Origin of the sequence: Microbacterium sp. (assembly GCF_046295495.1) — a bacterium.
GTDB lineage: Bacteria > Actinomycetota > Actinomycetes > Actinomycetales > Microbacteriaceae > Microbacterium.
The window spans coordinates 1-21192 of record NZ_JBKBNC010000045.1 but is presented as its reverse complement, the minus strand read 5'-3'; the positions used below and the strand labels follow the sequence as shown (position 1 = coordinate 21192).

18 protein-coding genes are annotated in these 21192 nt (G+C 71.6%); all 18 read left to right on the top strand.

Annotation, left to right across the window (positions count from 1 at the left end; genetic code table 11):
* The coding region (gene mltG / locus ACK4LS_RS12845; RefSeq protein ID WP_409717841.1) for an endolytic transglycosylase MltG at positions 1 to 1545 on the top strand (1545 nt) is incomplete at its 5' end.
* Positions 1539 to 2375, top strand: coding sequence for a shikimate dehydrogenase family protein (locus tag ACK4LS_RS12840; RefSeq protein WP_409717838.1), 837 nt, complete (start codon positions 1539 to 1541; stop codon positions 2373 to 2375). The genes mltG and ACK4LS_RS12840, both read left to right, overlap by 7 nt.
* Positions 2376 to 2379: 4 nt before the next feature.
* A complete protein-coding gene (gene aroC / locus ACK4LS_RS12835; protein WP_409717835.1) occupies positions 2380 to 3606 on the top strand; it encodes a chorismate synthase in 1227 nt (408 codons plus the stop codon).
* A gap of 130 nt (positions 3607 to 3736) precedes the next feature.
* Entirely contained in the window at positions 3737 to 4225 is a 489-nt protein-coding gene (locus ACK4LS_RS12830) for a shikimate kinase (RefSeq protein ID WP_409717844.1), read from the top strand.
* Positions 4222 to 5298: a 3-dehydroquinate synthase gene (gene aroB / locus ACK4LS_RS12825; RefSeq protein ID WP_409717833.1), complete on the top strand. Its 1077-nt coding sequence runs from the start codon at positions 4222 to 4224 to the stop codon at positions 5296 to 5298. Before ACK4LS_RS12830 ends, aroB begins: the two co-directional genes overlap by 4 nt.
* Complete coding sequence (locus ACK4LS_RS12820; protein ID WP_409717830.1) at positions 5295 to 5831, top strand: GNAT family N-acetyltransferase; 537 nt, start codon at positions 5295 to 5297, stop codon at positions 5829 to 5831. Before aroB ends, ACK4LS_RS12820 begins: the two co-directional genes overlap by 4 nt.
* A 74-nt stretch (positions 5832 to 5905) precedes the next feature.
* Positions 5906 to 6364 carry a type II 3-dehydroquinate dehydratase gene (locus tag ACK4LS_RS12815; RefSeq protein WP_409717827.1) on the top strand — a complete coding sequence of 153 codons (459 nt, stop codon included), beginning with the start codon at positions 5906 to 5908 and terminating at the stop codon, positions 6362 to 6364.
* Positions 6365 to 6436: 72 nt separating this feature from the next.
* Positions 6437 to 6997: an elongation factor P gene (gene efp / locus ACK4LS_RS12810; RefSeq protein WP_108318841.1), complete on the top strand. Its 561-nt coding sequence runs from the start codon at positions 6437 to 6439 to the stop codon at positions 6995 to 6997.
* 2 nt (positions 6998 to 6999) lie between these two features.
* Complete coding sequence (gene nusB / locus ACK4LS_RS12805) at positions 7000 to 7410, top strand: transcription antitermination factor NusB (protein WP_409717823.1); 411 nt, start codon at positions 7000 to 7002, stop codon at positions 7408 to 7410.
* A 301-nt stretch (positions 7411 to 7711) separates the two neighbouring features.
* A complete protein-coding gene (locus tag ACK4LS_RS12800; RefSeq protein ID WP_409717820.1) occupies positions 7712 to 10660 on the top strand; it encodes a DEAD/DEAH box helicase in 2949 nt (982 codons plus the stop codon).
* A gap of 115 nt (positions 10661 to 10775) precedes the next feature.
* Positions 10776 to 12350 (top strand): Rieske 2Fe-2S domain-containing protein, encoded by a 1575-nt coding sequence (locus ACK4LS_RS12795; RefSeq protein WP_409717817.1) that lies wholly within the window; start codon positions 10776 to 10778, stop codon positions 12348 to 12350.
* Positions 12351 to 12534: 184 nt separating this feature from the next.
* Positions 12535 to 13065 carry a bifunctional pyr operon transcriptional regulator/uracil phosphoribosyltransferase PyrR gene (pyrR, locus tag ACK4LS_RS12790; RefSeq protein WP_409717814.1) on the top strand — a complete coding sequence of 177 codons (531 nt, stop codon included), beginning with the start codon at positions 12535 to 12537 and terminating at the stop codon, positions 13063 to 13065.
* Entirely contained in the window at positions 13062 to 14030 is a 969-nt protein-coding gene (locus tag ACK4LS_RS12785) for an aspartate carbamoyltransferase catalytic subunit (protein ID WP_409717811.1), read from the top strand. Before pyrR ends, ACK4LS_RS12785 begins: the two co-directional genes overlap by 4 nt.
* The gene (locus ACK4LS_RS12780) at positions 14027 to 15349 is read left to right on the top strand and encodes a dihydroorotase (RefSeq protein ID WP_409717808.1); all 1323 of its coding nucleotides are present in this window, start codon (positions 14027 to 14029) and stop codon (positions 15347 to 15349) included. The genes ACK4LS_RS12785 and ACK4LS_RS12780 overlap by 4 nt, the downstream gene beginning before the upstream one ends.
* Positions 15346 to 15849, top strand: coding sequence for a hypothetical protein (locus ACK4LS_RS12775; protein ID WP_409717805.1), 504 nt, complete (start codon positions 15346 to 15348; stop codon positions 15847 to 15849). Before ACK4LS_RS12780 ends, ACK4LS_RS12775 begins: the two co-directional genes overlap by 4 nt.
* The gene (carA, locus tag ACK4LS_RS12770; RefSeq protein WP_409717802.1) at positions 15846 to 17030 is read left to right on the top strand and encodes a glutamine-hydrolyzing carbamoyl-phosphate synthase small subunit; all 1185 of its coding nucleotides are present in this window, start codon (positions 15846 to 15848) and stop codon (positions 17028 to 17030) included. The genes ACK4LS_RS12775 and carA overlap by 4 nt, the downstream gene beginning before the upstream one ends.
* Entirely contained in the window at positions 17023 to 20310 is a 3288-nt protein-coding gene (carB, locus tag ACK4LS_RS12765; RefSeq protein ID WP_409717799.1) for a carbamoyl-phosphate synthase large subunit, read from the top strand. Before carA ends, carB begins: the two co-directional genes overlap by 8 nt.
* Entirely contained in the window at positions 20307 to 21167 is an 861-nt protein-coding gene (pyrF, locus tag ACK4LS_RS12760) for an orotidine-5'-phosphate decarboxylase (RefSeq protein ID WP_409717796.1), read from the top strand. The genes carB and pyrF overlap by 4 nt, the downstream gene beginning before the upstream one ends.
* Positions 21168 to 21192: the final 25 nt, after the last annotated feature.

The following is a 21192-nucleotide window of genomic DNA, read 5'->3' as shown; positions in this document are numbered from 1 at the left end:
GGCGCCGCCGAACGTCCCCGTCCGGGCGAGACGGTGAACGCCGCGGAGCCCGCTCCGGCGCCCCGCGCCGCTGCTTCGGGCAGCCTCTTCGGCACCCCCGCGCCCGCGTCGACGCCCCGCGGCTCCGCGCCGTCGCCCACCCCCGACCTCTCCGGTCCCCGCCGCACCGGCGACGCCGGCCGTCCCTCGCAACCCACGCGTTCCACCGACGCCTCGCGCTCCGGCGACGCCTCCCGCTCCGCCGACACCGCCCGCGCCCCGCGCGTCGCCGACACCGACCGCGCCGCCGACGCCTCCCGCGCTCCGCAGCCCGCCCGGGAACCGGCCCTCGTCGGCGCCGGCGCCGCCGCAGCACGGTCCTCGGCGTCGAACACCCCCACCGCGGGCTCGCTCGAAGACCTCTTCACCGGTCAGACCACCACCCACGAGATCGGTTCGAGCGCGCCGCGCCCGCCGAAGCGACGCCGCCGCATCGGCGGCTTGATCGCGCTGGTCGTGGTCGTCCTGCTCGTGGGCGGCATCGCCGCGGGTGGCATCGTCGTGTGGAACACCTACGGTGATCGCATCCAGGCCTTCCTCGGCAACGAGGAGCCGATCGACTACGAAGCCGGCCAGGCCACGGGCGAAGCGCGCGTGACGATCGTCTCCGGCGACACGGGGGAGTCGGTGTCGCCCAAGCTCTTCGAGGCCGGGGTGACCAAGGCGTCGAACTCGCTCTACACGTACATGGTCGACAACTCCGTCGCCTTCACCTTCCAGCCCGGTGTCTACAAGCTCCAGCAGCAGATGACCTCGGAGGCCGTGCTCGCGGCCCTGCGCGACCCGGCGAGCCGCCTCGACTACTCCGTCCAACTGCGCGAGGGGCTCACGCTGCAGCAGTCGCTCGACCTCATTTCCGAGCAGCTCAGCATCCCGCGCGCCGACCTCGACGCCGCGGCCGCCGACCCCTCCCAGTACGGCGTGCCCGCCGCGACCCTGGAGGGGTGGATCTTCCCCGCCACCTACGACTTCGACGAGGGCGTCACGGCGCAGCAGGTCCTCGAGCGGATGGTGCAGCGCACCGTGCAGTCGCTGGATACCGCGGGCGTGCCCGAGTCGGATCGCGAACGCATCCTCATCGTCGCCTCGATCATCGAGCGCGAAGCGCGCAATCCCGACGACTTCTACAAGGTCTCGCGCGTGATCGAGAACCGCCTGCAGCCCTCGAACCAGGAGACCTTCGGCAAACTCGAGATGGATTCCACGGTGCAGTACGGCGCCGACGAGCTCGGGCGCGGGTCGGTCAGCACCTCCACCGAGGCGCGCAACAACGACAACCCGTGGAACACCTACATCTACCCCGGGCTGCCCGTCGGACCCATCTCCAACCCGGGCGACCTCGCGATCGACGCGGCCATGAAGCCCGCCGACGGCCCGTGGCTGTACTTCGTCACCGTCAATCTCGACACCGGCGAGACCGTCTTCACCTCGACGTACAGCGAGCACCAGACGGCCGTCGCGCAGTGGCAGGCCTGGTGCGCGGCCAACCCCGACGGCGGATGCTGACCGGCCCCACGCGCCTGGCCGTCTGGGGCGACCCGATCTCGCACTCGCGGTCGCCCCGGCTGCATGCCGCGGCGTACCGCGAACTCGGGCTCGACTGGGAGTACGGGCGGCGGCGCGTCGACGACGACGGGTTCGCCCGCGAGGTGGACGGGCTGGATGCCGCCTGGCGCGGCCTCTCGCTCACGATGCCGCTCAAGCACGTGGCGGCTCGGAGCGCGCGGACGCTCGATGACGATGCGCGTCTGACCGGGGCGGTCAACACCTATCTGCTCCCCGGTGACGGTCCGCACGGCTTCAACACCGACGTGGCAGGTCTCGCCCGCGCGCTCGACGAGGTCGGCGTCCGCTCCCCGCGGCGCGTGCGCGTGCTCGGCGCGGGGGCGACGGCCACCTCCGCCGTCGTCTCGGCCGTGCGCGCCGGAGCCGGTTCCGTTGAGGTGCGCGCACGCCGGCCCGAGGCCGCGGCGGCGCTCGTGGACCTCGGCCGATCAATGGGCGTCGAGGTCACCGTCCGCCCGCTCGACGACGACCGCCCCCACACCGTCGACGCCACGATCGCCGCCCTCCCCGGCGGCACCGATCTCGGCGTCCTCGCGGGGGTGCTGGCATCCGCGTCGGGTCCGCTCGTCGACGTGGTCTACGGCGGGTGGCCGACCCCGCTCGCCCAGGCGTGGGGCGGGGCGGGTGTCGCCGCGCACGACGGCCTCGGGATGCTGCTGCACCAGGCCCTGCTGCAGGTGCGGGTGTTCGTCGGGGGAGACCCGGCGCGCGCGCTCGAGCGGGAGCACGAGGTGCTGTCCGCGATGCGCATCGCGGTCGTGGGAGACTAGGGGCATGCTTCGCGTTCTCACGGCCGGCGAGTCCCACGGCCCCGAGCTGATCGCCCTCATGGAGGGGATGCCCGCCGGCGTCCCGATCTCGTCGGCGCAGATCCGCGCCGAACTGGCGCGCCGCCGCCTCGGCTATGGCCGCGGCTCGCGCATGAAGTTCGAGGAGGACGAGCTCACCCTCTCCACCGGCATCGTGCACGGTTTCACGATCGGCAGCCCGATCGCGCTGCGTATCGGCAACACCGAGTGGCCGAAGTGGACCGAGGTCATGAGCCCCGAGCCCGTCGAGCTGTCCGACCGTTCGCGCGGTCGCGGGGCGGCGTTGACGAGACCGCGTCCCGGCCACGCCGACCTCGTGGGGATGCAGAAGTACGGCTTCGACGAGGCCCGGCCAATCCTCGAGCGCGCGTCCGCGCGCGAGACCGCGGCCCGCGTGGCGCTCGGCGCCGTCGCCCGCTCCTTCCTCGGCGAGCTCGGCATCCGACTGGTCAGCCACACCCTGTCGATCGGTCCCGTGCGGGTGCCCGACGACGCGGACCTGCCCACGCCCGACGACGTCGAGCGTCTCGACGCCGACCCGCTGCGCTGCTTCCACGCCGACACGAGCGCCGCGATGGTGGCCGAGGTCGACGACGCCAAGAAGGCCGGAGACACCCTCGGCGGCGTCGTCGAGGTGCTCGCCTACGGCCTGCCCCCGGGGCTCGGCTCGCACGTGCAGTGGGACCGCCGACTGGATGCCAAGCTGGCCCAGGCCCTCATGAGCATCCAGGCGATCAAGGGCGTCGAGGTCGGCGACGGCTTCCTCACGACCACGCGTCGGGGTTCGCAGGCGCACGACGAGCTCTTCGCCACCGGTGAGGGAATCACCCGCTCGTCCGACCGCGCGGGTGGCACCGAGGGCGGCATGTCCACCGGCACCGTGCTGCGCGTGCGTGCGGGCATGAAGCCCATCGCGACGATCCCGAAGGCGCTGCGCACCGTCGACGTGGCCACCGGCGACACCGCCGCGGCGCACCACCAGCGCTCCGACGTCTGCGCGGTCCCCGCGTCCGGCGTCGTGGCCGAGGCCATGGTCGCCGTCACCCTCGCCGACGCGGTGCTGGAGAAGTTCGGCGGCGACAACGTCGCCGAAACGCGTCGCAACCTCGAGACCTACCTGGCGAACCTGCCCGAGACCCTGCGCACGACCGACGCGTCCGACGCGGCGCTCCTCGCGCATGACCTCGCCTGAGCCGATGACCGCCGACGCGCCGGCCGCGCACGCGGGGCCGTCCGCCGGCGCCGATGCCGTGAGCGATCCCGCCGCGGCCCGCCGCCCGGCGAGCGAGTCGGACGCCTCGGCCGTCGTGCTCATCGGGCCGATGGGCGCGGGGAAGACCAGCGTGGGGCGCCGCGTCGCCCGGGCGCTCGGCGCGCCCTTCAGCGACACCGACAAGCTCGTCGTGCGCGACCACGGCCCCATCCGCGACCTGTTCCTGGCCCACGGCGAGCCGCATTTCCGGGCCCTCGAGCGCGAGGCGGTCGTCGAGGCGCTCGGCCACGGCGGTGTCATCGCCCTGGGCGGCGGAGCCGTGCTCGACCCCTCGACCCGGGAACGCCTCACCGCGCACCGCGTCGTGCTGCTGACCGTGGCGCCGCACGTGGTGGCATCCCGCATCCACGGCGACGACCGGCCGCTGCTCGACGGCGAGGATCCCACCGCGCGCTGGCAGCGCATCTACGAGGAGCGGCGACCGATCTACGAGTCGACCGCCGACATCGCCTTCGACACGTCGTCGGGACCGCTGTCCCGCGTGGTCGACGACATCGTGGCCTGGGCGCGAACCGCCCCGGCCGAGGAGAGACCATGAGCGAGACCACCACCATCAGCGTCGCCGGTGACCCCGGCTACGACATCACGGTCGGCCGGGGCCTGCTGGCCTCGATCGCGGAGAAACTGCCCGCCGGCGCCCAGAAGGTGCTGATCGTGCATCCGCCGACCCTCGCGGCCCAGGCCGAGTCGCTGCGCGCCCAGCTGGTGGGCGAGCGACAGGTGCTCCTCGCCGAGATCCCGGATGCCGAGGCCGGCAAGCGCGTCGAGGTGGCGGCGTTCTGCTGGCAGGTCATGGGTCAGGCCGACTTCACCCGCACCGACGTCGTGATCGGCTTCGGCGGGGGAGCGGTGACCGACCTCGCCGGCTTCGTCGCGGCGACGTGGCTGCGCGGCGTCGCTCTCGTGCAGGTGCCGACGACCGTGCTGGGGATGGTGGATGCCGCGGTGGGCGGCAAGACCGGGATCAACACCGCCGAGGGGAAGAACCTCGTGGGCGCCTTCTGGCCCCCGGTCGCTGTGGTGTGCGATCTCGACCTGCTCGACACGCTGTCGCGGAACGAGGCGACCGCCGGCTTCGCCGAGGTGGTCAAGGCGGGCTTCATCTGGCATCCCGAGATCCTCGATCTCATCGAAGCCGACCCGCAGAACATCGTCGACCCTCGCGGCGAGGGCTTCCGCCGGTGCGTCGAGCTCGCCATCGACATGAAAGCGCGCGTCGTCGGCGAAGACCTGCGGGAGGCGGGACTTCGCGAAGTGCTGAACTACGGCCACACCCTCGGTCACGCGATCGAGCACGCGGAGCGCTACCGCTGGCGTCACGGCGCGGCGATCTCGGTGGGCATGGTGTTCGCGGCGGAGCTTTCGCGCCTGGCCGGGCGCCTGTCCGACGACGTGGCCCAGCGCCACCGCACGGTGCTCGAGTCGCTCGGGTTGCCGACCACCTATCGCGCCGGCGCGTTCCAGACGCTCAAGGCCACGATGCAGCGCGACAAAAAGAGCCGCGGCAGCATGCTGCGCTTCATCGTGCTCGACGACCTGGCGCGCCCCACGGTGCTGCAGGCACCCGATGAGTCGTTGCTGTTCGCGGCGTACCAGGAGGTCGGTGCGTGAGCTTCTCCGTGCGCCGCGTGCGCGCGGGTGAGGGCGAGCGCGTCCGCGAGCTGCGCCTGCGGGCCGTGAGCGATCCGGCCGCGGCGATGGCGTTCCTCACCACCTACGACCAGGAGATCGCGCGCGATCCGGCGTTCTGGGACGAACGCGCCGCGAGCGGTGCGAGCGGCGACGCGGGGGCGATGTTCATCGCGGAGACCGCCGACGCGTGGATCGGCTCGGCGACGGTGCTCGTGCGTCGCACGGGCGACCTCGACCACACCGGCCATCGCCTGCGCACGGACCATGCCGGGATCGTCGGCGTCTTCGTCGATCCCGCGCACCGCGGAGCGGGCGTCATCGACGCCCTGCTGGATGCGGCCGCCGACTGGACCGCCCACCGTGGCTTCGACACGGTGGGCCTCGGCGTGCACGTCGACAACGCGCGGGCGCAGGGCGCCTACCGCCGCGCCGGCTTCGTCGCCACCGGCGAGGAGTTCACCACGTCGATCGGCCGCGAGCGGGCGATGACCCGCTCGCTGCGGGTGCGCTGACCCGCGCCGGACGCCACGGGGGCACGACAATCAGCACCGGAGCCCGCGGAGGCGGCGCTGGTAGCGTGCCGGACATGACCACGCCCCGTCGACTGCTGCTCGTGAACGGCCCGAACCTCAACCTCCTGGGCACGCGCCAGCCCGAGATCTACGGGTGCGACACCCTGGCCGACGTCGAGCGCATCACCACCGAGGCCGCCGGTCGGCACGGCCTCGACGTGCGCGCCGTGCAGAGCAACCACGAGGGCGTGCTCATCGACGCGATCCACGCCGCGCGCCTGGACTGCGTCGGCATCGTCATCAACGCCGGGGGCCTCACCCACACCTCCGTCGCACTGCGCGACGCCCTAACATCCGTCGATCTGCCCGTCGCCGAGGTGCACATCTCGAACATCGCGGAGCGGGAGGCCTTCCGGCACTTCTCCTACATCGAGGACGTCGCCGTCGTGCACGTGATCGGCGAGGGCGTGCCGGGCTACGCGCGGGCCGTCGACCTGCTCGCCGAGGTCGTCGCGGGCCGCGCCGACGGCTGACGGCGGGGATCGCGTAGACTCAGACGTCGGGCTCTCGCCCACTTCGACTCACGAAACGGAATATCGGCACTCATGGCATCCACCGCAGACATCAAGAACGGCGTCGTCCTGAACATCGACGGTCAGCTCTGGAGCGTCGTGGAGTTCCAGCACGTCAAGCCCGGCAAGGGCGGCGCGTTCGTACGCACCAAGCTGAAGAACGTCATGAGCGGCAAGGTCGTCGACAAGACCTTCAACGCCGGCGCCAAGATCGAGACCGAGAACGTCGACCGCCGCGACTTCACGTACCTGTACAACGACGGTGAGGGCTTCGTCTTCATGGACGTCGCCGACTACGACCAGCTGACCGTCGGTGCGGCCACCGTGGGTGACGCGGCGAACTTCCTGCTCGAGAACCAGCAGGTGCAGATCGCGCTGAACAACGGCAACCCGCTCTACATCGAGATGCCGCCGTCGGTGGTGCTCGAGGTCACCTACACCGAGCCCGGCCTGCAGGGCGACCGCTCCTCGGCCGGCACCAAGCCCGCCACCGTCGAGACCGGCTACGAGATGCAGGTTCCGCTGTTCCTCGAGACCGGCACGAAGATCAAGGTCGACACTCGCACCGGCGAGTACCTCGGCCGCATCAGCTGACGTTGAGCGCCCGTACCAAGGCGCGCAAACGCGCCCTCGACATCCTCTTCCAGGCCGACGTGCGCGGCGAGGAGCTCGCGATCATGCTGGCCACGGAGGCCAAGCGCGCCGCCTCCGAGCCCGCCCGCGAGGCCTCCTGGCTGTACGCCCGCGACATCGTCGACGGTGTGATCGACAACCGCGACGCGATCGACGAGCAGATCACCACGTTCTCGAAGGACTGGTCGCTACAGCGCATGCCCGCCGTCGACCGGGCCCTGCTGCGCATCGGCGCGTGGGAGATCCTCTACAACGACGAGGTGCCCACGGCGGTGGCGATCGACGAGGCCGTGGAGCTGGCGAAGGAGTTCTCGACCGACGACTCCGGTTCGTTCGTGCACGGCGTCCTCGCCCGGATCGCCCGCTCGTCCTGAACGCCCGCAGCGTGTCCCGACGCGGCCCCGACATGATGTCGGCGGCCGCGTCGCGGCGTTTCCGGGCCCCCGGGTCGCCGCGTTTCGGGGCCGACGGGTCGACGCGCGGGGCATCGCCGCGGCCGGCGCCGCGCCCGGCGCCGCCAAAGGCACGCATAAACGCCCTCCGCTCGCATAAACGCGGGCACAGCGCGTTTCTGTGCGCCGATCGCGTTTATGCCCGGCCTGGGGCCCCCTCCGCCCCGAGACGGACGAGCGGCGCGCGCACGGGGATGTCGGGGGTCGGCGGAAGGGTTATGCCGTGACATCCTGGCGCGATCTGCTCTCCGGCGCCCCGCCGCGGGCGTACGACGCGCTCGCCCTCGGCATCGAGCTGCGCCAGCGCGAGGCTTACGACCCCGCGCGGTGGGAGGCGCGAGCGGTGGTCGCGGTGACGCCGCGCCTGCTCGCCCAGCGGCAGGACGACCTGCAGCTCGTCGCCCGCCCGCTCGTGCGGGGGGCGCGCGAGGCGTGGATCCGTGCGGATGCCACGTGGGACGCGGTGCGGCGGTCGACCGGCCGCTTCGACCCGGCGCACGTGCGCTGGTTCGCCGAGCTCCACGCCCTCGCGCAGGCGCTGCGCACGACCGGGCCGTTCGCCCCCTCGGGCGACACCGTGGCCCTCGACGCCGTCGACTCACCGCTGCTCTGGCCGCACCTGGCCGCGGCGGAGGGGCTCGGCATCGCGCTGGTGCCGATGCACCCGCAGCAGCGTGTGCGCCTCGCCGCCACCGCCGAGGCGCGCGTCGCGATCGACGCCGTGGGCGGGGGAGCCCTGCGCCTGTCGGCCGACCTCACGATCGACGGGGTCGCGGTCGACGCCGCGCACGCGCGGGCGATGGGGGCCGCGGGACTGTTCGCCTTCGCCCTCGAGCGCGATCCCGTGCCGATCGTGCTGGCCCCCGTCGCACTTCCGGAGCCCCTGCCTGCGCTGGTCGGCCGCAGCGCGGTGGAGGTGCCGTCCGCCGAGGCGGGGGAATTCGTCGCCGACGTCTACCCGCGGCTCGCGCGGCGCGCCCCGCTGTCGGTGGGCGCCGGGGTCCCCACCCCGCCACCGGCCCGCCCGACGCTCACCGTCGAGGTCGCGTACGCCGATCACGACGTGGCGTACCGCCTCGAGTGGGTGTACCCCGGCGGGCGCCGGGTGGCGTGGGCCACGACGGGCACCGACGCCGAGCGCGACCCGCGCGCGGAGGTGCAGATCGGCGGTCGTTTCGAAGAGGCCTGGGTGGCGGCATCCGACCTTCCGCTCGCGGGGAGGGCGACGCTGCGCGACGCCGACGCGGCGGCGTTCTCGACCCGCGTGCTGACGGCGGTCGACCGCGTCGACGAGGTGCGGGTGCGCACCACCGGCGACCCACCCCCGTTCCGGGAGCTGCGCGGTGATCCGTCGCTGCGCATCACGGCGGTGGAGTCCCTCGACCGCGACTGGTTCGACCTGGGGATCGTGCTCACGATCGACGGCCGCACGATCCCGTTCGGCACGCTGTTCAGCGCGCTCTCGCGCGGGCGCACGCGCATCAAGCTCTCGGACGGCGCCTGGTTCTCGCTCGCGCACCCGTCGCTGCAGCGCCTGCGCGAGCTGCTCGAGGAGGCCGCGACCCTCGACGAATGGGAGGCCGGTCCGCGGCTGCCCCGGACCCACCTGTCGCTGTGGGCGGAATTCAAAGACCTCGCCGACGAGTCCGAGGCCGCCGTGGAGTGGCGCGGGCTCGCGCGGGCGCTGCGCGCGGTGAGCGAGGTGCCGCCCGTGCCCACGCCGTCCGGGTTCCTCGCCGATCTGCGGCCCTACCAGCGCGAGGGCCTGTCGTGGCTCGCCCTCCTGCACGGGCACCGGCTCGGTGGCATCCTGGCCGACGACATGGGTCTCGGCAAGACGCTGCAGCTGCTCGCCCTCATCGCGCACACGCGGTCGCGGGGCGACGGGCGCCCGTGGCTGGTGGTCGCGCCCACCTCGGTGCTGCCGACGTGGCGGAACGAGGCGGAGCGGTTCGCGCCGGGCCTGCGCGTCGCGGTCGTGGAGGCCACGGCCGTCCGCCGCGAGCGCACGATCGCCGAGATCGCGGGAGAGGTCGACATGATCGTCGCCCCCTACGGCGTCGTGCGAACGGATGCCGCCGAGTTCGCGGTCCCGCGGTACTCGGGCGTCGTGCTCGACGAGGCGCAGTTCGTGAAGAACCCGGCGACCCGGATCCACCGCGCCATCGCCGCCCTGCGCACCGACGCCGTGTTCGCGGCGACCGGCACACCGATCGAGAACGGTCTCGACGACCTCTGGGCGCTGCTCTCGTTGACCGCGCCGGGGCTGTTCCCCTCGATCCGCCAGTTCCGCGAGGACTACACGCGCGCGATCGAGCAGCTGCCCACCGACGCCCCCACGGCGCTCTCGGCGGCCGCGGCGAGCGCGCACCGCGACACCACTCTCGATCGCCTCCGTCGCCGCGTCCGGCCCTTCCTCCTGCGCCGCACGAAAGACGTCGTGGCCGCCGACCTCCCGCCGAAGCAGGAGCAGGAGATCGCGGTTCCCCTCGCCCCGGCGCACCGGGAACTGTACGACCGGGTGCTCCAGCGCGAACGACAGAAGGTCCTGGGACTGCTCGACGACCTCGACCGCCAGCGATTCATCGTGTTCCGCTCGCTCACGCTGCTGCGCATGCTCGCGTTGGCGCCCGGGCTCGTCGACGAGCGCGACGCGCACCTCGGCTCGGCGAAGCTCGACGTGCTGCTGGAGCGCCTGGTCGAGGTGGCCGCCGAGGGACACCGTGCGCTGGTGTTCAGTTCGTTCACGTCGTTCCTCGATCTGGCGGCCGAGCGTCTTCGCGCCGCGGGGCTGGACTACGCCCACCTCGACGGTGGAACGGCCCGGCGCGGCGAGGTGGTCGAGGCGTTCCGCGGGGGAGAGGCGCCGGTGTTCCTCATCAGCCTCAAGGCCGGCGGCTTCGGCCTGACCCTCACCGAGGCCGAGTACGTATTCGTGCTCGATCCGTGGTGGAACCCCGCCGCCGAGGCGCAGGCGATCGACCGGGCGCACCGCATCGGGCAGACCCGCAGCGTCTTCGTGTACCGGCTCATCGCGTCCGGGACGGTGGAAGAGAAGGTGCGCGCGCTGCAGGAGCGCAAGGCCGCTCTGTTCGACGCCGTGATCGACGACGGCGAGGCCTTCGCCCGGTCCCTCGACGCCGACGACATCCGGGGGTTGCTTGGGCCGTGATCGTTCCGGTTCCCGGGCCGCACGGCATCCACCTCCCGACCCGCCGAGACTCCCCGAACCCTTCCAGCCGGCCCCGCGTAGACTCGTCAGGTTCCGCCAACGACACAGGAGCGACATGAGAATCACCGGCCTCGGCCACGCGGGAATGTTCATCGAGACGGCGGGCGGGAGCATCATCTGCGACCCGGTCATCGGTCCGAGCTTCTTCGGCTCGTGGTTCCCGTTCCCCGACAACCGCGCCCTCGACTGGGAGCGGTTCGGCACGGCCGACTTCCTGTACATCTCGCACCGCCACCGCGATCATTTCGATCCGGCGATGCTCGAGCGGTACGTGTCGAAAGACATCAAGGTGCTCCTGCCCGAGTACCCCACCGACGACCTCGAGCGGGATCTGCTCGCTCTCGGCTACACGAACCTCGTGCGCACCGAGGCGGGCGTCCCGCTGCGGTTCGGCGACCTGAAGCTCATGGTCACCCCCCTGCGCGCGCCCTCCGACGGGCCCATCGGCGACTCCTCGCTGTCGATCGACGACGGCACGGCATCCATCCTCAATCAGAACGACTCGCACCCCCTCGACCTGGACACGCTGTTCGACTTCGGCAAGCCCGACGCCTACTTCACCCAGGTGTCGGGTGCGATCTGGTGGCCCATGGTCTACGACCTGCCCCAGGATGCCAAACAGAACTTCGCCAAGCTCAAGCGCGACGCCCAGAACAAGCGGGCGATGTACTACATCGACAAGGTCGATGCTCCGCACGTGTTCCCGATGGCGGGTCCGCCGATGTTCCTGCGCGAGGAGCTGTTCCGCTACAACGGCACGGGCCTGGACGACGACTCGATCTTCACCGACCAGCGTGAGTTCCTCGCCCACATGAAGCAGCAGCGCCCCGATCAGAAGGGCTACCTGTTCCTCCCCGGCACCGAGGTCGAGGTGCACGGGTCCGAGGTGACGGTCACCCAGACGCTCTACACCGACGCCGAGATCGAGCGCGTCTTCGGCGACAAGTGGAACTACCTCGCCGAGCAGCGCGACAGCCGCCAGGCCGAGGTGCAGGCCGAGGTCGCCACGCGCGCCGAGGTCATCCCTCCCGCCGAGATGCTAGCGGCGCTGAAGGAGTGGTGGGAGCCGCTGCTGCGTCGCGCCCGCACGATCCGCAACGGCGTCGGCGGCGTCGTGCGCTTCCGCATCGGCGAACTCGACATGGTCGTGGACTTCCCCAGGGCGAAGCTGCGCGAGTACGCGGGGGAGGAGTGCATCTACTGGTACACGATCCCCGCCGACCTGGTGTCGACGAACATCCGCGACCACGAGATCGACTGGTCGAACTCGATCTTCCTGTCGATGCAGTTCGAGGTCGGCCGCTCGGGCAAGTTCAACGAGTTCCTGACGACGTTCCTGAAGTGCCTCTCGCGCGACCGCATCGAGTACGTCGAGAACTGGTACGCCGAGCAGTCCGACCAGACCGAGGATGCCGAGATCGACGGCTGGACCGTGCAGCGTCGCTGCCCGCACCTGCGCGCCGACCTGACCAAGACCGGCAAGATCGAGAACGGCGTGCTGACCTGCTCGCTGCACGACTGGAAGTGGGACCTGGCCTCGGGCCGGTGCCTCACGACCACCGGTCACCCGATCCGCTCGACGCCCAGCGCGGAGCGCGCTACCGAGGCCGCCGAGGTCGCGGCGGGCTGACGCCGAGCCGGGTGGGCGGGGGCGCACCCGAGCCCCCATGGATCGCCGGGGGCGGAGGTGTCCCACCCGCCGCCCCGGCTACGGACGACGTTCGGCGACGGGACGGCAGCCCCACCCGCTAGACTCGACGCCGAACCACAGCAACCTTTAACCCCGTCCCGTGAGGCGGAGAAGGGAGCGGCGGATGAATACGCGCACCGTCATGCACGATGCCGATATCGCCCGCGCTTTGACGCGCATCTCGCACGAGATCCTGGAGTCCAACAATGGACCGGAGGGACTCGTCCTCCTCGGCATCCCGACCCGCGGCGTCACGCTCGCGAACCGGATCGGCCCCCTCGTCGGCGACTTCGGCGGCGCCTCGGTCCCCGTCGGCTCCCTCGACGTGACCATGTACCGCGACGATCTGCACCGCAATCCCACGCGGGCCCCGCGCAAGACCGAGATCCCCGCCGGGGGCATCGACGGCAAGACCGTCGTGCTGATCGACGACGTGCTGTTCTCGGGTCGGAGCATCCGCGCGGCCCTCGACGCGCTCCAGGACATCGGCCGTCCCGCCGCCGTGCGCCTGGCGACGCTCATCGACCGCGGCCATCGCGAGCTGCCCATCCGCCCCGACTTCGTGGGCAAGAACCTCCCCAGCGCCCGCGACGAGCGCGTCAACGTCCGCCTCGCCGAGATCGACGGGGTCGAGGAGGTGACGATCGAGTCATGAGGCACCTGCTCGACACCCAGCACCTCTCGCGCGAGAGCGCGCTCGAGATCCTCGACGTCGCCGAGGACATGGCCGACACGCAGAGCCGCGAGGTCAAGAAGCTCCCGACGCTGCGGGGCAAGACCGTGGTCAACCTCTTCTTCGAGGACTCCACGCGCACGCGCATCTCGTTCGAGGCCGCCGCCAAGCGCCTCTCCGCCGACGTCATCAACTTCTCGGCGAAGGGCTCCAGCGTCAGCAAGGGCGAGTCGCTGCAGGACACGGCGCAGACGCTGCAGGCGATGGGGGCGGATGCCGTGGTCATCCGCCACGGAGCGTCCGGCGCTCCGCGCACCCTCGCGACCTCCGGCTGGATCAGCGCGGGCGTGGTCAACGCCGGCGACGGCACGCACGAGCACCCCACGCAGGCGCTGCTCGACGCCTTCACGATCCGCAAGCGCCTCTTCGGCACCGACAGCCGCGGCCGCGACCTCGACGGCATCCGGGTCACCATCGTCGGCGACGTGCTGCACTCGCGCGTCGCGCGATCGAACGTGTGGCTGCTGCACACCCTCGGCGCGCACGTCACCCTGGTGGCCCCGCCCACCCTCGTGCCCCAGGACGTGAGCGGCTGGCCCGTCGAGGTGGAGTACGACCTGGACCGCGCAATCGCCGCCGGTCCCGACGCGCTCATGATGCTGCGCATCCAGCTGGAGCGCATGAGCGCAGCGTATTTCCCGACTGAACGGGAGTATTCCCGCCGCTACGGCCTCGACGCGCGGCGCCTGCAGGCTCTGCCGGACGGTAGCATCGTTCTACACCCCGGTCCGATGAACCGGGGCCTGGAGATCTCCGCCGAAGCCGCCGATTCCCCGCGCTCGACGGTGCTCGAGCAGGTCACGAACGGTGTCTCCGTGCGGATGGCCGTGCTGTACCTGCTGCTGGCGGGCGAGCGGCCCGACAGCGAGAGAGAGGACCTCCGATGAGCCACGCCACCCCCCAGACCCTTCTGGTGCGCGGCGCGCGCGTCGAAGGTCAGGATGCCACCGACCTGCTCGTGCGCGACGGCGTCATCGCCGAGACCGGCTCCGGCCTCTCGCACGCCGGCGCGACAGTGGTCGACGCCGACGGGCTCCTCGCCCTCCCCGGCCTCGTCGACCTGCACGTGCACCTGCGCGAGCCGGGATACGAGGCGTCGGAGACGATCCTCACCGGGTCGCGCGCAGCCGCGGCGGGCGGTTTCACGACCGTCTTCGCCATGCCGAACACCTCACCCGTGGCCGACACCGCCGGGGTGGTCGAGCAGGAGCTCGCCCTCGGCGAGGCGGCCGGTTACGTGCACGTGCAGCCCATCGGCGCCGTCACCGTGGGGCAGAAGGGCGAGCGTCTCGCCGAGTTGGGCGCGATGGCCGACTCCCGCGCCCGGGTGCGCGTGTTCAGCGACGACGGTTTCTGCGTGTTCGACCCGCTCATCATGCGTCGGGCCCTCGAATACGTGAAGGCGTTCGGCGGCGTGATCGCGCAGCACGCGCAGGACCCCCGGCTCACCGAGGGCGCCCAGATGAACGAGGGTGCCGTCTCGGCCGAGCTCGGCCTCACCGGCTGGCCCGCGGTCGCGGAGGAGTCGATCATCGCGCGCGACGTGCTCCTGGCCGAGCACGTCGGCTCGCGCCTGCACGTGTGCCACCTGAGCACGGCGGGCTCCGTCGACATCATCCGGTGGGCCAAGAAGCGCGGCGTCAACGTCACCGCCGAGGTGACGCCGCACCACCTGCTGCTGACCGATGAGCTCGTGCGCGACTACGACGCACGATTCAAGGTCAACCCGCCGCTGCGCCGTGAAGAAGACGTCCTCGCCGTGCGCGAGGGTCTCGCCGACGGCACCATCGACATCGTCGCCACCGACCACGCCCCGCACCCCAGCGAGGCGAAGGCCTGCGAGTGGGCCGCCGCGGCCAACGGCATGGTGGGCCTGGAGAGCGCGCTGCGCGTGGTGCACCACGCCATGGTCGAGACCGGCCTGTTGCAGTGGACCGACGTCGCCCGGGTGATGTCGCGCACGCCCGCGCGCATCGGCGGCCTCGACGACCACGGCACCGCCGTGGTCGCGGGACAGCCGGCGACGTTCACGCTGTACGACCCGCGTCCCTCCCGCACCTTCGGCCTCGACGACCTGCGCGGTCGCAGCACCAACTCGCCGTACCTCGGTCGCGAGCTTCCCGGTGAGGTGCGCTGGACCGTGCGCTCCGGCATCCCCACGGTCGCCGACGGCGCGGTGCTGGACGCCCCGGGGGCCCTCGCGTGACGCGCGAAGGCGCCCTGCTGGTCATGGCCGGCATCGCCGTCGTGCTGCTGGTCCTGCTCGCGTGGGCCTGGGTGCGACGAACGCGGCGCGATGCGCGCTATACCGCCCCGGTGGGGGAGCTGCCCGCGGACGCCGTCGAGACGGCGGTGTTCTCGGGACTCTACGTCGCCACGACCCGGTACGACGAGCCGCTCGAGCGTCTCGCCATCAAGGGTCTGGGCTTCCGCTCCCGCGTCGACGTCACCGTCACCACGGCCGGCGTCGCCCTCGACCTCCCGGGCCAGCCCCGCATCGCGCTCACCCGCGACCGCCTGGTGGATGCCGCGCAGGCAACCGTCGCCATCGACCGCGTGGTCGAGCGCGACGGCCTGACGCGTGTCCGTTGGCGCATCGACGACGACACCGTCGTCGACACCTACCTCCGACCTCAGGATGCGTCGGCGAGGGCCCTCGCCGACGCCATCCGTCCGCTCATCACCCCGACAGGAAGCGACGCATGACCGCCCTGATCCCTTCCTCGCTCACCACGCGAGACCCCGCCGTCCTCGTGCTCGAAGACGGCACCCGCTACCCCGGCCGCGCCTACGGTGCCCGCGGTGAGACCCTCGGCGAGGTCGTCTTCGCCACCGGCATGACCGGCTACCAGGAGACGATCACCGACCCCTCCTACGCCGGCCAGATCGTGCTGCAGACCGCACCCCACATCGGAAACACCGGTGTGAACGAGGAAGACCCCGAGTCGCGACGCATCTGGGTCGCCGGCTACGTCGTGCGCGACCCCTCGCGCGTCGTGTCGAACTGGCGGGCGAACCGCTCGCTCGACGACGCGCTCGAGAACGACGGCATCGTCGGCATCTCCGGCATCGACACGCGCGCGGTCACCCGTCGCATCCGCTCCTCGGGCAGCATGCGCGGCGGCGTGTTCTCGGGGGAGGCCGCCCACCTGGATGCCGAAGAGCAGCTGCGCCGTGTGCTCGAGGCCCCGGGCATGGCGGGCCGCAACCTCTCCGCCGAGGTCTCGGTCACCGAGGTCGAGGTGACGCCCGCAACGACCGAGCGCATCGGCAACCTCGCCGTGCTCGACCTGGGGGTGAAGAAGTCGACGATCGACAACCTCGCCGCCCGCGGCTTCGACGTGCACGTCTTCCCGCAGTCGGCCTCGATCGAGGAGATCCGGGCGATCGAGCCCGTCGCCGCCTTCTACTCCAACGGCCCCGGCGACCCCGCCGCCAGCGACCAGCACGTCGAGCTGCTGCGCGCCGTGCTCGGCGACGGACTGCCGTTCTTCGGCATCTGCTTCGGCAACCAGCTGCTCGGCCGTGCCCTCGGCTTCGGCACCTACAAGCTGCCGTTCGGCCACCGCGGCATCAACCAGCCCGTGCTCGACAAGACCACGGGCCGCGTGGAGATCACCTCGCAGAACCACGGCTTCGCCGTGGAGGCCCCGCTCGACGCCGTCATCGACAGCCCCGCCGGCTTCGGCCGCGTCGAGGTCAGCCACATCGGCCTGAACGACAACGTGGTGGAGGGCCTGCGCGCCCTCGACATCCCCGCGTTCAGCGTGCAGTACCACCCCGAGGCCGCCGCCGGCCCGCACGACGCCAACTACCTGTTCGACCGCTTCCGCGACATGGTGCTCGCGAACCTTCAGACCACCTCGGAGACTCAGAAGAATGCCTAAGCGCGACGACATCCACTCCGTCCTCGTCATCGGCTCCGGCCCGATCGTCATCGGTCAGGCCTGCGAGTTCGACTACTCCGGCACCCAGGCGTGTCGCGTGCTGCGCGAAGAGGGGGTGCGCGTCATCCTCGTCAACTCCAACCCGGCGACGATCATGACCGACCCCGACTTCGCCGACGCGACCTACATCGAACCCATTACCCCCGAGGTGATCGAGTCGATCATCGCGAAGGAGAAGCCGGATGCCATCCTCCCCACGCTCGGCGGCCAGACGGCGCTGAACGCGGCGATCCAGCTGCACAAGCGCGGCATCCTCGAGAAGTACGACGTCGAACTCATCGGCGCCGACTTCGAGGCGATCAACAAGGGCGAGGACCGCCAGATCTTCAAGGAGCTCGTCCTCGAGGCGGGCGCCGACGTCGCGGCATCCGTCATCTGCCATTCGATGGACGAACTGCTCGCCGGTGCCGAGAAGCTCGGCTACCCGCTCGTCGTGCGGCCCTCGTTCACCATGGGCGGACTCGGCTCGGGCTTCGCCTACGACGAGGCCGACCTGCGCCGCATCGGCGGGGCGGGCCTGCACGACTCGCCCACCAGCGAGGTGCTGCTCGAGGAGTCGATCCTCGGGTGGAAGGAGTACGAGCTCGAGCTCATGCGCGACACCGCCGACAACACGGTGGTCGTCTGCTCGATCGAGAACGTCGACCCCGTCGGCGTGCACACCGGCGACTCGATCACCGTCGCCCCGGCGCTGACCCTCACCGACCGCGAGTACCAGAAGCTGCGCGATATCGGCATCGACATCATCCGCGCCGTCGGCGTCGACACCGGCGGGTGCAACATCCAGTTCGCCGTCGACCCCGCCACGGGGCGCATCATCGTTATCGAGATGAACCCGCGCGTCTCGCGCTCCTCGGCGCTGGCGTCGAAGGCCACCGGCTTCCCGATCGCCAAGATCGCCGCCAAGCTCGCGATCGGCTACCGCCTCGACGAGATCCCCAACGACATCACCAAGGTCACCCCGGCGAGCTTCGAGCCGACGCTCGACTACGTCGTGGTGAAGGTGCCGCGGTTCAACTTCGAGAAGTTCCCGGCCGCCGACACCACGTTGACCACCACCATGAAGTCCGTCGGCGAGGCGATGGCGATCGGCCGCAACTACACCACGGCCCTGCAGAAGGCGCTGCGCTCGCTCGAGAAGCGCGGATCGAGCTTCCACTGGGGCGAGGAGACGCGCACGGCCGCCGAGCTGCTCGAGATCGCGAAGACCCCCACGGATGGTCGCATCGTCGTGCTGCAGCAGGCGCTGCGCAAGGGCGCGACCGCCGAGCAGGCGTTCGACGCCACGGCCATCGATCCCTGGTTCATCGACCAGATCGTGCTCATCAACGAGGTCGCCGCCTTCATCGGCGAGGCCGCGGAGCTGGATGCCGACACCCTCCGCGTCGCGAAGGAGCACGGGTTCAGCGACGCTCAGATCGCGCAGATCCGGGGCCTCGACGAGGCCGAGGTGCGCGGCATCCGGTACGCCCTCGACGTGCGCCCGGTCTACAAGACCGTCGACACGTGCGCGGGGGAGTTCCCGGCCCTCACGCCCTACCACTACTCCTCCTACGACGCCGAGACCGAGGTCACGCCCTCGGAGCGCACGAAGGTCGTCATCATCGGGTCGGGTCCGAACCGCATCGGCCAGGGCGTCGAGTTCGACTACTCGTGCGTGCACGCGTCGTTCGCGCTGTCGGACGCGGGCTACGAGACCGTGATGGTCAACTGCAACCCCGAGACCGTCTCGACCGACTACGACACCTCCGATCGCCTGTACTTCGAGCCGCTGACGCTCGAAGACGTGCTCGAGGTGCTGCACGCCGAGGCGCAGTCGGGCACGATCCTCGGCGTCGTCTGCCAGCTCGGCGGCCAGACGCCGCTGGGTCTGGCCAAGGGCATCGAGGCCGCCGGCTACACGATCCTCGGCACGAGCCCCGAGGCCATCGACCTCGCCGAGGAGCGCGAGCTGTTCTCGCGCCTGCTCGACGAAGCCGGCCTCGTCGCCCCGCGCAGCGGCACGGCGATCGACGTCGAGGGCGCCGTCACGGTGGCCGAGGAGATCGGCTACCCCGTGCTGGTGCGCCCGAGCTTCGTGCTCGGCGGCCGCGGGATGGAGATCGTCTACTCCACCGACGCGCTGCGCGACTACTTCGTGCGCGTCGCCGACCAGGCCATCATCGGCCCCGGCCTGCCGCTGCTGGTCGACCGCTTCCTCGACGACGCGATCGAGCTCGACGTCGACGCGCTGTACGACGGCACCGACCTCTACATCGGCGGGGTCATGGAGCACCTCGAGGAGGCCGGCATCCACTCGGGCGACTCCTCGTGCACCCTGCCGCCCGTCTCGCTCGGCCGCACCGAGGTCGACCGCGTCCGCGAGGCGACCCTCGCCATCGCGAAGGGCGTCGGCGTACGCGGGCTCCTCAACGTGCAGTTCGCCATCTCCGCCGGCGTGCTCTACGTCATCGAGGCGAACCCGCGCGCGAGCCGCACCGTGCCGTTCGTCTCCAAGGCCCTCGGCATCCCGCTCGCCAAGGCCGCCAGCCGCATCATGGCGGGGAGCACCGTCGCGGAGCTCATCGCCGAGGGGCTCCTGCCCGCGCAGGACGGCTCGCGCGTGCCGCTGGACGCCCCGGTGGCCGTCAAGGAGGCCGTGCTGCCGTTCAAGCGGTTCCGCACCGCCGACGGCCACACGGTCGACTCGGTGCTCGGACCCGAGATGCGCTCCACGGGAGAGGTCATGGGCATCGACCGCGATTTCCCGACCGCGTTCGCGAAGTCGCAGGAGGCCGCGTACGGCGGCATGCCCACCAGCGGCACCGTGTTCATCTCCGTCGCCGACGCCGACAAGCGCGCCGTGATCCTGCCCGCCCACCGTCTGCAGGAGCTCGGCTTCGAGCTCATGGCGACCGAGGGCACGGCGGAGATCCTCGCCCGCAACGGCATCCGCGTGCAGGTCGTCGAGAAGTACTCCGAGACGCAGGGCTCCGGCCAGCGCAACGTGGTCGACCTCATCAACGCCGGCGAGATCGACATGATCGTCAACACCCCCTCGGGCGGCACCGCCCGCGCCGACGGCTACGAGATCCGCGCCGCCGCCGTGGCCGCCGACAAGGCCCTGTTCACGACGATGGCCGTGCTCGGTGCGGCCGTCAGCGCGCTGGGCGCCATGAAGGACGGTTTCGACGTGCGCAGCCTGCAGGAGTACGCGGTGGATCGCGCGGGTCGTCTGTGAGCGAGACCTTCGGCCAGCGGCTCGCCGCCGCCCTCTCCACGCACGGCGCGCTGTGCGTCGGCATCGACCCCCACGCCGCGCTGCTGTCGGCGTGGGGGCTGGATGCCACGGCCGACGGGGCGCGGAAGTTCGGTCTGCGCACCGTCGAGGCCGCCGCCGGCCGCGTCGGGGTGGTCAAGCCGCAGGTGGCGTTCTACGAGCGCTACGGCTCGCGGGGGTACGCGGCCCTCGAAGACGTGATGGCTGCCGCCCGTGCGGCGGGTCTGCTCGTGATCGCCGACGCCAAGCGCGGCGACATCGGCACCACCATGGAGGGCTACGCCCACGCGTGGCTCGAGCCCGGCTCGCCCCTCGAGGCGGATGCCGTGACACTGACGCCCTACCTCGGCGCCGACTCGCTGCGCGACACGCTGTCGCTCGCGGTGCGTCACGGGAAGGGTGCGTTCGTGCTGACCGCCACGAGCAACCCCGAGGCCCGCGCGCTGCAGAGCGCGATCGTCGACGACGCCCTCGCCGTGGGCGACCGCGAGCACGTCGCCGCGCGCGTCGCGCACGATGTGAACCAGGCCAACATCGGCGCGCCGGGTGCCCTGGGGCCCGTCGGTGTCGTCGTGGGCGCCACCGTCGACCGCTCGGCCTTCGGCCTGGGTGACGTCGCGCTGGCGGGCATGCCGATCCTCGCTCCCGGCTTCGGCGCGCAGGGAGCGGCGCCGGCCGACCTCCGCCGCCTCTTCGGTTACGTGGCGTCGGCCGTCGTCGCCAACGAGAGCCGGAGCATCCTCGCGGTCGGGCCCGACCGCCGCGCCCCCCCTAACGACCAGCGCGCCGCCCGCAAACCGCAGGGCCCGCATGGGTGAAACACGTCCGACGCCCGGGGGCGGC